Below are 10421 nucleotides of genomic sequence, written 5' to 3' on the forward strand. Positions count from 1 at the left end.
GTGCTGGCCGACAACACGGTCGACCAGATCCGCGCACTGTCGCCGTCGGACACCTACGCCGGCCACGCCTCGGCCGCCGTACTGGCGCAGATCGCGAGCGCACCGGCCAAGGTGACCCCCTGGCTGGCCCAGATGTACCCCGCGTACGACGACAGCGGTACCGCTGCGCCGCTGGCCATGACGTCGACCCAACTGGTCGGCAAGATCTCGTTCACGACCACCGACTACATCGGCACCTGTGCGGTGCCGCTGGCCACGGCCTCGGGCACCGACTGCCTGCAGTCGTGCCCGCCGATCACGCACCGCGCGGTCGGCACCTGCGTGCCGGGCTACGCGACCTCCGTGGCCGTCGCCGACTTCATCCGCGTCGTCGTCGCGGTCACCTGGTCGGACTCGCACTGTGCCAACAGCACCTGCGCGTTCGTCACGTCCACGCTGCTCAACAGCGACTCGGACCCGAACTTCCTGCTCAACCAGGCCCCGCCCAACTCCCCCGTCGTGAACGCGATCAGCGACCAGACGGCCGCGATCAACGACACGATCACCACGGTGCAACCCTCGCTCGCGGCGAACACGGGCGTCGCCCCGATCACCTGGACCGCGTCCAACCTGCCCGCCGGCCTGCTGATGTCCAGCCAGAACGGCTCGATCGCCGGCACCGTCACCGGGCTCACCAGCACCGTCGCCACCGGTCAGGCCACGGTGACGGTGATCGCGACGGACGCCTTCGGGCGCACCGCGAGCAAGACGTTCGCCTGGACCGTGCTGCCCGACATCGCGGCGACACCGCCGCCGGTGCTGACCCTGAACCGCGGCAAGGCCTTGGCGACGTCGCCGGCCCCGTCGATGACGGCCACCGGCGGCAGCGGCGGCCCGTACACCTGGTCGGTGCCGGCCAGCGGCGCCGGGTCCCTTCCCCCCGGCCTCACCATGACCTCGGCGGGCGCCTTCTCCGGTACCCCCACCCAGGCCGGTACCTTCTCCTCACTCCTCACGGTGACGGACTCGGCGCAGCGCACCCGCCCCGTGACGGTCGTCTGGACTGTCGTGCAACCCGCGGTCACCGGGCTGACGGCGCTCACCGTCGAACCCGGCTTCAAGCCGGGCAACCTGGCGACTCCGGTGTCCTTCACCTACAGCTGCCCGACCGCGAGCTGCCAACTCACCCTGAGCGGTGCGCCGAGCGGCATAGGGATCGCGACGACGGCGACCGGCGCAGGGGCCTCCCAACTCAACGTCACGAACGCATCGGGCCAGATCTTCGTCGTCGGCACGGTGCCCACCACCGGCTCGGCCTGGACCCTCTCGGTGACCCCGAAGGACTCGACCAACGGCGTGACCGGCACGGCGATGACGGCCGTCTGGACGATGGGCCCCACCGCCGTGACGGCCGCCGCGAACTCGACGATCGCGCCGCAGGCCCTGAACTACTCCTGCGCCGCCGCCTGCACGGCGACGGTCTCCACGTCCACGACGCCGTCCGCGCCGGCCTGGCTCGCCCCCGACGCCGCGACCACCACGCCGACGAACTCGCTCAGCCTGGCCGCCGGCACCGGCGTCATCTACCTGCGCGGGACGATGCCGCCGACCGTCGGCACCTACACCGTGACGGTCACGTTCAAGTCGGGCTCGAACACGGTGGCAACCTCTTCCACGTCGTGGGTCGGGCAATGAGGCGCGCCGATCGAGGCCGTGACGACGGCACCACCCTGATGGAACTCGTCGTCGGCATGGGCCTGATGACCGTGTTCATGAGCATGTTCACGACGGTCGTGCTGATGATGAACAACGCCAGCTCGGCCGTCTCGTCGCTGCGGTCGAGCACGGCCAGCGTCAACACGGCCTTCCTGCAACTCGACAAGGCCATCCGTTACGCCTCGGCGATGAGCCAACCGAACGCCGCGGCCACCGCGACCGGCAACTACTACGCCGAGTTCCAGACGACCAACACGGGCGCGACGGTGTGCACGCAGCTGCAGCTCAACAACTCCACCCAGCAGCTGAGCAAGCGCACCTGGACCGTCACCGGCAGCACCTACACGACGCCGACCGCGTTCACGATCATCGCCTCGAACGTCGTCGCCGACCCGGCGGCGACGGCGGGCCCGTTCCAGCTGAACCCCCCGGCGTCAGCGACGAATCCGACACCGGACGTGCCGTTCGAGCAGCTCGCCGTGGCCCTGTCGTCGACCCAGAAGCTCGGGTCGGCGACCTCCACCACGCCGTCGTCGATGACCTTCACCGCGGTCAACAGCAGCGCGGCCTACCAGTACTCGCTGACCACACCGACCGCCCCGACCACGATCTGTACCGGACCAGGACGGCCATGAAGATCTCAGCGCTGCGGGCGCCCGCCCGGGACGACACCGGCTCGATCCCCCTGCTCATGCTCGCCACGCTTCTCGGGGTGCTCCTGAGTGCCGCCATGATGCCGATCCTGCTCGACATGCGGACGACGACGAACTTCGATGTCACCCGGGTGCGCGATCTGAACGCGGCGCAGGCGGGCACGGACGTCATGATCGGGCACATTCGCAACGCCGTGGATGCGAGCGGCGCGGGCCAGCCGTCGTCGCTGCCCTGCACCACGCTGGCCGACGGTTCCGGGGTCGCCGCTCTCACCGGCGTCACCTCGGTCGGCGACGGCGGCGACCGGGCGAGTTACAGCGTCACCGTGCAGTACTACGTCGCCGACCCGGTGGCCCACCCGACGACCGTGGCGATGCGCTGCGTGCCCGGCCACGGACCGTACGACGTCGCGTCGCAATCGGTCGTGCCCAGCTACGCCCGCATCGTGTCGGTCGGGACGGACACCACCACGAACTCCCCCGGGTCGTCCAAGGGACGCACGCTGTCGTCGGTCTACTCGCTCGAGGTCGACAACTCCAACATCAGCGGTGGCATCATCCGCATCTACCCCTATTCCAACGAGACGGTCAACTGGTGCATGGACGCCGGCTCGGACACCCCGGCCGAGGGTGCGGCCGTCACGCTGCAGCAGTGCAGCACCGCCTACCCGCCGACGGCGCAGCAGACCTTCGCCTACCGCAGCGACCTGACCCTGCAGCTGGTCTCGTCGATCGGAACCACGGTCAGCGGGACCACGTACCGCACGGGGTTGTGCATCGACGTCGCAACCCGGAACTCCTACGGCACCGCACCGGCCTCCGGCAGCGCGCTCGTCCTCAAGCAGTGCGGCGCGCTCGGCAGCGCAGTGTGGTCACAGCAGTGGGCCTTCGACACCTACGCCGCGTTCCAGGCGCCGACATCGGCCAGCGCCGGAAACGGCTCGCTGTCCGGGCTGTGCATGACCGTCGGCGGGACGACCGTCCACTCGGCCGGACCCATCACCCTTGCCGCCTGCATCGGCACCTTCCCGACGCCGGTCAACACCTGGGTCGCCAGCCCCGCCGCGGGCGCGGGCGCCGCCACCAATCCGGCGTCACAGCAGTTCATCAACTTCCTGCAGTTCGGCGAGTGCATCCACGACCCCAGGGCCGACACGGCCGCGCCGTACCTCATCGCCGGCAGCTGCATGCAGAACCCGAACCTGGCCTCGGTGGGCGCGAACCAGAAGTTGAGCTACGCGGCGATCTCCGGCATCGGTGGTCTGCAGCTCTACTACACCTACAGCGGCGTGACCTGGTGCCTGTACAGCCAGCGTCCGGCTGCGACCGACACGAACGTGCTGAACCACCGGATCCTGCTCACGCGGTGCTCGACCCACACCGGCGTGACGACCGACAAGATGCAGTGGACGCGCACGACGCCGGCCAGCGACCCGTCGATCCCGTACTCCCAGCAGTACCGCTTCCAGGACGCCGACGGCCAGTGCATGTCGCTCGCCGACCTGTCGGCGGCCTTGTACTACCAGCTGTCCGGATCGGCCGACCCGTACCCGGCCAGCGGTGGAATGCCGTCCCCCGGCGTGCCGGGGGCGTACGACCCGTGGAAGAAGCTGGTCACCGCGAGGTGCGACGGTTCGACGATGCAGCAGTGGAACGCGTCGAACAACGTGGGCTACTCATCCGTGCAGAACATCGGCGAGAACTGACCGTCGTCAGCCGGCGGCCAGCCGTTCCAGCAGGGCGTGGTACTCGTACCAGAACTCGGTGGGCAGGTGCGTGCCGAAGGTACTGAGGTGGGTCTTGATCAGGTTGGCCTCGTGCGCCCAGACGTCGTGGTCGACGCCGAGGAGGCGCTGCAGGTGATCGTCGTCGAGATCGAGGCCGTCGACGTCGAGCGATCCCGGGGCCGGTAGCGCACCTATCGCGCTCGGCACCGCGTCGGCCCGGCCGTCCAGGCGCTCGACGATCCACTTCAGCACCCGGCTGTTCTCGCCGAACCCGGGCCACAGCCAGCTGCCGTCGGCGTCCTTGCGGAACCAGTTGACGTAGTAGATGCGCGGCAACTTGGCCCGGTCGGCCCGCGCCCCGAGCGTCAGCCAGTGCTGGAAGTAGTCGCCCATGTTGTAGCCGCAGAAGGGCAGCATCGCGAACGGGTCGTAGCGCAGCTCACCCACCTCGCCGGCCGCGGCCGCCGTCGTCTCCGACGCCACGCAGGCGCCGAGGAACACCCCCTGCTGCCAGGAGGTCGACTCGACGACGAGCGGCACCGCGGTCGCGCGCCGGCCGCCGAACAGGATGGCCGAGATCGGAACCCCCGCCGGGTCCTGCCACTCGGCGGCGATCGTCGGGCACTGCGCCGCGGGGGTGGTGAAGCGCGAGTTGGGGTGCGCGGCCGGCCGGCCGGAGTCCGGCGTCCAGTCGTCGCCGCGCCAGTCCACGAGATGGGCGGGCGGCGTCTCGGTCAGGCCCTCCCACCACACGTCCCCGTCGTCCGTGCGCGCGACGTTGGTGAAGATGCTGTTCCCCCACAACGTCCGCACCGCGTTGATGTTCGTCGTCTCCCCCGTCCCGGGCGCGACGCCGAAGAAACCGGCCTCGGGATTGATCGCGTAGAGGCGGCCGTCCGCGCCGAAACGCATCCAGGCGATGTCGTCCCCGATCGTCTCCACCTGCCAGCCCGGCACCGTCGGCGTCAGCATGGCGAGGTTGGTCTTGCCGCACGCCGACGGGAACGCGGCCGCGACGAAGCGCGGCTCGCCGACCGGCGGGGTCAGCTTGAGGATCAGCATGTGTTCGGCCAGCCAGCCCTCGTCGCGGGCCATGACCGACGCGATGCGCAGCGCGTAACACTTCTTGCCGAGCAGCGCGTTGCCGCCGTACCCGGACCCGAACGACCAGATCTCGCGGGTCTCCGGGAAGTGGGAGATGTACTTCGTGCGGTTACACGGCCACGCGACGTCGACCTCGCCCGCCGTGAGCGGTGCGCCGACCGAGTGCACGGCCCGCACGAACGTGCCCCGGCGCTCGATCATGCGCAGCGCGTCGTCGCCCATCCGCGTCATGATCCGCATCGACACCGCGACGTAGGCCGAGTCGGTGATCTCGACGCCGACCTGCGAGATGTCACCGTCGATCGGCCCCATGCAGAACGGGACGACGTACATCGTCCGGCCGATCATGCATCCCTCGAACAGCCCGCCCAGGATCGCCCGCATCTCGTCCGGCGGCAGCCAGTTGTTCGTCGGCCCGGCGTCGGCCTCGGTCTCGGAACAGATGAACGTCCGGTCCTCCAGCCGCGCAACGTCGTTCGGGTCGGAGCAGGCGAGGAAGCTGTTCGGTCGCCGGTCCGGATCGACCGGACGCAGGGTCCCCCGCTCGACGAGCTCGGACGTGAGCCGAACCCACTCGGCTGCCGAACCGTCACACCACTCGATGCGATCGGGCCGGGTGAGCGCGGCGACCTCGTGTACCCAGTCGATCAGTTCGACGTTCGTCGTGGGGGCCGGTGCCAGTTCGACCATGTTCGCTCCTCAGCGCGATCTGCAGGTCGCTCCATACCAACAGCGCGATCCCGGGACGGCCAGGGTCCTATGGCACAGGGTGCACGGCCCGCGTGTGGGGTCGGTCATACCTCATTCGTCCGCCACCGGTCAGTGGGCGGGATCAGCGGGAGACGTAGATCGAGCGCATGACCTCGCTGAGCGTCGTGGTGCCGGCCTGCACGAGCTGCAGGGCCTCCTCGGTGAGGGTTCGCAGGCCTTCCTTCGCCGCGATCGTGCGGAGCTCGTCGATGGACGCATGCGCGAGGATCGCCTCGCGGAGCGTGTCGGTGACGGTCATCAGCTCGTAGACGCCGATGCGCTCGAGGTAGCCGGTCTGCATGCAGAAGTTGCAGCCGGCCCCGCGGACGTACCCACCGGGCGGGGTGGTGCCGTCGAAGGTCTCGAGGAAGCGCAGCTCCTGGACCGACGGCTCGTACGGCTCGGTGCAGTAGGTGCAGATGCGACGGACGAGGCGCTGGGCGACGATCGCGGTGATCGACGACGCGATCAGGAAGCCCTCGATGCCCATGTCGAGCAGGCGGTGCAGGGCCGAGACGGCGTCAGTGGCGTGCAGCGACGACAGCACGAAGTGTCCGGTGAGCGCGGCCTGCACCGCGATGCGGGCGGTGTCGACGTCGCGCACCTCACCGACCAGGATGACGTCGGGGTCGAGACGCAGGATGCTGCGCAGGCCACCGGAGAAGGTGATGCCGGCCTGCTCGTTGATCTGGATCTGGTTGATCGACGGGAACGTGTACTCGACCGGGTCCTCGATGGTCATGATGTTGCGCTCGGGCGTGTTGATCTCGCTCAGCGCGCCGTAGAGCGTGGTGGTCTTGCCGCTGCCGGTCGGGCCGGCGCAGATGACCATGCCGAAGGGCGAGCGCAGCAGTTCGGAGAACCGCGCGCCGGCCTCGGCGGGCATGCCCAGCTGGGAGAGCTCGTAGAGCGGCCGGCTCTTGTCCAGCAGCCGCATCACGACCTTCTCGCCACCGACCACGGCCGTCGTGGCGACCCGGATGTCGACATCGCGGTCGTCGATCGTCGTGCTGATCTGGCCGTCCTGCGGGCGGCGCCGCTCGACGATGTTCATGCCGCCGAGGATCTTGACGCGGCTGACGACCGCGGGCCCGATCGAGCCGGGCAGATCGAGCACGTCGTGCAGCGCACCGTCGACCCGGAAGCGCACCCGGACGCGGTCCTCGAACGGTTCGATGTGGATGTCCGAGGCGCGGTCCCGCAGGCCCTGCGAGATGACCTTCTGCACGACCTGGACCACCGGTGCGTCCTCGTTGACCGACACGGCCTCGACGCGCACCTGGTCGCGCCGCTGCGAGTCGCGGGCCTCGAACTCCTGGAGCTTGGTGTCGAGGCCGGTCAGCTTGCGGTAGCTGCCGGAGATCGAGAGCAGGATGTCGTGCGACGGCGCGACCTCGGCGACGACCCGGCGGCCGACGACGTTGCGGACGCGCGACAGCATGCCGGGCGACGGGTCGGCGACCGCGATACGGACGGTGTCGCCGTCGATGGCCAGCGGCAGGATCACGAGTGTGCGGGCGGTGACCTCGTCGATGAGGTTGACCGCCTGCGGGTCGGGCGTGACCGAGCGCAGGTCGACCATCGGCAGCTTGTGCTGATCGGCGAGCGCGCGGGCGAGGTTGACCTCCGAGAGCAGGCCCTGCTCGATCAGGATGCCACCGAGCGGGCGCGAGGTGCCTTCCTCGCTCGCCTTGGCCAGGGCCGCGTCGACGTCCTCCTGGGTCACGTACTGCGCGGCCACCATCAACTCGCCGAGGCGCGGTCCGGTCGGCCGCGGCGTCGCGTCCTCGACGACGTCGACCTTCGTGTCGCCGGCGAGCCGGCTCTCGACCGATGCCGAACGCGCGGTGCGATGCTTCCTCATCTGTTCCCCTGACCAGAACGGACTGTCCGGACGCGTAGGGGCCCGGATCGGTCTCCCAAGTCGACCTGGGGACAGATTCGGCCGATCCTCGACCGACTTGAACTAATCCGGAGCCCGCCGGCGGGGTCGGGACGTTCGGCGGACGCCGGAGCGCGCGCGATGCAACCGATACCGCGGGTCGCGCGTCTAAGGGCGTCCGACAGAAGGGGACGATATGTCCGCACCGGGTTCGGTAGCCGCGTCCATCGAGAGGTCCGCCGGCGTGCAGTTCGAGCAGTACGTCACCGAGTCGCGCCAGCGGCTGTACCGTTTCGCCGTCGTGCTGTCCGGCGACACGGTGCTCGCCGAGGAGCTGCTCACCGACGTGCTCGGTCGCGCGTTCGAGCGCTGGCACCAGGTCTCGGCGGCGAGCGATTCGCACGCCTACGTGCGGCGCATGCTGGTCAACGAGTTCGTCAGCTGGCAGCGGCGCCGGGCCCGCACGGTTCCGCACGCGGAGGTCACGCAGCTCGCCGACCTGCGGGCGAGCCGGCTCGGCCGGGCCGCACCCGATCCCGGTGACGTGCAGGCCGAACGGTCCGCGTTGCTGGACGAGCTCTCCCGGCTGCCGGCCCGGCAACGCGCGGCGATCGTGCTGCGCTACTACGAGGACCTCGGCGACGACGACATCGCGGCCGTGCTGGGCTGCCGGATCGGCACCGTCCGCAGCGCCATCTCGCGCGGGCTCGCCGCCCTGCGCATCACCACCACCTACGCCGAAGGCAGGACGTCATGACCCGCACCGAGAACGATCTACGCGACGCGCTCGACGAGCTGGAACGCCGCGCGGACGAACACGGCACTCCGCCCGTCGCCGCCCTGACCGGTTCCGCGACCGCGGACCGGGGCCGCGGCCCCGGCGCCTCGACCCACCGTCGTGTGCCGCGATGGATCCCGCCACTCGCCGCCGCGGCGGTGGTCGCGGGTGCGGCGGTCACCGCCGCCGTGATGAGCGACAGCGGGTCGACCGGCACGACCCAGCGGCACGATTCCCAGCCCGCCGCCCGGCCCACCGTCGCGCAGGTCGCACCGTCGTTCAGCGCCGCCGTCCGCTCCGTCGCCCCGTCGCCGACCGCCGCCACGATCCTCGACGACGCCGCCGCGAAGCTCGATGCGGCACCGGCCTGGAGCCGGCCCGCGTCGTCGGCGTTCTTCTACGTCAGGACCACCGAATCGACGACCTGGACGTCGGTCAGCGGGCGGCTGGCGGGCGGCGGCCGGACCGCCGAAGGCGCGAAGATCTGGGTCTCCGGCTGCCAGGACGGCCAGATCGTGTCGACCGGTGAAGCGGGCTCCTGCACGCTGAACGATGTCCCGCACTACCTCGCCGACGCGCCGACCACGCCCTCGGCCTGGGACGCCTACCTCGAGCGCATGGCGCCCGGCGCCAGGGCGGCGAACGCGCAGGGCAAGATCATCGTCCAGGTGCTGCACCAGGATCTCACCGCGCCCAGGGCCGCCGCCGCCCTGCTGCGCTACACCGCGAGCTGCGCCGGCCTGCACCTGATCACGGTCGCGCCGGTCGCCGGCGAGAAACTCACCGGCGTCACGTGTACGAGCATGACCAACGGTTCCTACGGTCTCGCCTTCGACGCGACCACGCACGAATTCGTCGGCTTCGTCGGGGTGGGTCAGAGCGGTGTGCCGGACGGCCCGGCCGAGATCGTCGAGAAGGCGACCATCGTCGCGGCCGTCGGCCGCACACCGTGACGCGACGGCTGCGACGACCCGCCCTCAGGAAGCCTTCTCCCCACCGCGGTCGTCGCCCGGCCAGCTCCCGGTCGCGCGGGCGAATCCGGTCGCGCCGGCCCGGTCGACCCCGGCCTTGACGGCACCGAACACCGCACCTTGCAGCGAAGCCGCCAGCAGGATCTCGCCCCACCCCCGCCGGCGGTCCTTCGCGTCCGGGGTGTCGCGCTCGCCGGCGATCGCCTGCCAGATGCGCTTGAAGACAGCTCCGGCGAGCACCCCGCCGAGGACGCTCACGAGCAGACCGAACGGCTTGTAGAGGACGGTCACGACCGGCTCCGCCGCTTCCGCAGCACGATCAGCGTCACGACGGCGAGCAGCGCCCCGGCCAGGACGGGCTTCTGGTACGGCGCGACCTTCTGCGCCGTCTCGGAAGCCTTGGCCGACGCGCGGGCCTTCACGTTCAACTTGTCCTGCAGCGCGTCGACCGTCTGCGCCAGCTCGGCGCGGGTCGCTTCGATGTCGGCCCGCACCGCGTCGGCGTCGGCGTCGGCCGGCGGGGTCGGCTCGGCGGCGTGGGTCATGACGAACTCCCTGGCTTGAGTGTGTGGACGTCCTGCTTGATCCCCTCGACCGCTTCGGCCGGCACCGGCGGCGTCGCCCGGCTGACCTGCTTCTTGCCGATGAGCCCGGCGACCGCGGCGATCAGCAGCAGCCCCGCGCCGATCAGGATCGCGGCCAGCCAGGCCGAGACGACGAGCGCCAGACCCAAAATGGCCGCGGCGATCAGGCAGCCGACCCCGTAGGCGGCCATCAACCCGGCGCCGCCGAACAGGCCGGCACCGATCCCGGCCCGCTTGCCCTTCTCGGCCATCTCCAACTGGGCGAGCCGCAGCTCGT

Annotated in this window: 10 protein-coding genes; 5 read left to right on the forward strand and 5 right to left on the reverse strand. The window is 70.5% G+C overall.

All coding sequences use genetic code 11. The features are described 5' to 3' along the window. From VGN18_RS16955 to VGN18_RS16965, 3 genes are all read left to right on the forward strand, one after another. The coding region (locus VGN18_RS16955) for a putative Ig domain-containing protein (RefSeq protein WP_327540895.1) at positions 1 to 1674 on the forward strand (1674 nt) is incomplete at its 5' end. After that, a complete protein-coding gene (locus VGN18_RS16960) occupies positions 1671 to 2330 on the forward strand; it encodes a hypothetical protein (RefSeq protein ID WP_327540896.1) in 660 nt (219 codons plus the stop codon). The genes VGN18_RS16955 and VGN18_RS16960, both read left to right, overlap by 4 nt. Further along, positions 2327 to 4054: an RICIN domain-containing protein gene (locus tag VGN18_RS16965; protein WP_327540897.1), complete on the forward strand. Its 1728-nt coding sequence runs from the start codon at positions 2327 to 2329 to the stop codon at positions 4052 to 4054. Before VGN18_RS16960 ends, VGN18_RS16965 begins: the two co-directional genes overlap by 4 nt. Positions 4055 to 4060: 6 nt before the next feature. On the opposite strand, the gene VGN18_RS16970 is transcribed toward VGN18_RS16965, so the two are convergent. Together VGN18_RS16970 and VGN18_RS16975 are read right to left on the reverse strand one after the other, a co-directional pair. Next, positions 4061 to 5869 carry a phosphoenolpyruvate carboxykinase (GTP) gene (locus VGN18_RS16970; protein ID WP_327540898.1) on the reverse strand — a complete coding sequence of 603 codons (1809 nt, stop codon included), beginning with the start codon at positions 5867 to 5869 and terminating at the stop codon, positions 4061 to 4063. A 142-nt stretch (positions 5870 to 6011) separates the two neighbouring features. After that, positions 6012 to 7793 carry a GspE/PulE family protein gene (locus tag VGN18_RS16975; RefSeq protein WP_327540899.1) on the reverse strand — a complete coding sequence of 594 codons (1782 nt, stop codon included), beginning with the start codon at positions 7791 to 7793 and terminating at the stop codon, positions 6012 to 6014. Positions 7794 to 8055: 262 nt separating this feature from the next. On the opposite strand from VGN18_RS16975, the gene VGN18_RS16980 reads away from it, so the two are divergent. After that, positions 8056 to 8568, forward strand: a complete 513-nt coding sequence (locus VGN18_RS16980; protein ID WP_327540900.1) for a SigE family RNA polymerase sigma factor — start codon at positions 8056 to 8058, stop codon at positions 8566 to 8568. Continuing rightward, the gene (locus VGN18_RS16985) at positions 8565 to 9542 is read left to right on the forward strand and encodes a hypothetical protein (protein WP_327540901.1); all 978 of its coding nucleotides are present in this window, start codon (positions 8565 to 8567) and stop codon (positions 9540 to 9542) included. The genes VGN18_RS16980 and VGN18_RS16985 overlap by 4 nt, the downstream gene beginning before the upstream one ends. 24 nt (positions 9543 to 9566) lie before the next feature. On the opposite strand, the gene VGN18_RS16990 is transcribed toward VGN18_RS16985, so the two are convergent. From VGN18_RS16990 to VGN18_RS17000, 3 genes are all read right to left on the reverse strand, one after another. After that, positions 9567 to 9851, reverse strand: a complete 285-nt coding sequence (locus VGN18_RS16990; protein WP_327540902.1) for a DUF4235 domain-containing protein — start codon at positions 9849 to 9851, stop codon at positions 9567 to 9569. Beyond that, positions 9848 to 10105: a DUF3618 domain-containing protein gene (locus tag VGN18_RS16995; protein WP_327540903.1), complete on the reverse strand. Its 258-nt coding sequence runs from the start codon at positions 10103 to 10105 to the stop codon at positions 9848 to 9850. The genes VGN18_RS16990 and VGN18_RS16995 overlap by 4 nt, the downstream gene beginning before the upstream one ends. After that, positions 10102 to 10421, reverse strand: a 320-nt coding sequence (locus tag VGN18_RS17000; RefSeq protein WP_327540904.1) for a phage holin family protein, incomplete at its 5' end; no start/stop codon positions are given. The genes VGN18_RS16995 and VGN18_RS17000, both read right to left, overlap by 4 nt.

This window comes from Jatrophihabitans sp. (assembly GCF_036000465.1).
In the GTDB taxonomy this organism is placed as follows: Bacteria; Actinomycetota; Actinomycetes; order Mycobacteriales; family Jatrophihabitantaceae; genus Jatrophihabitans.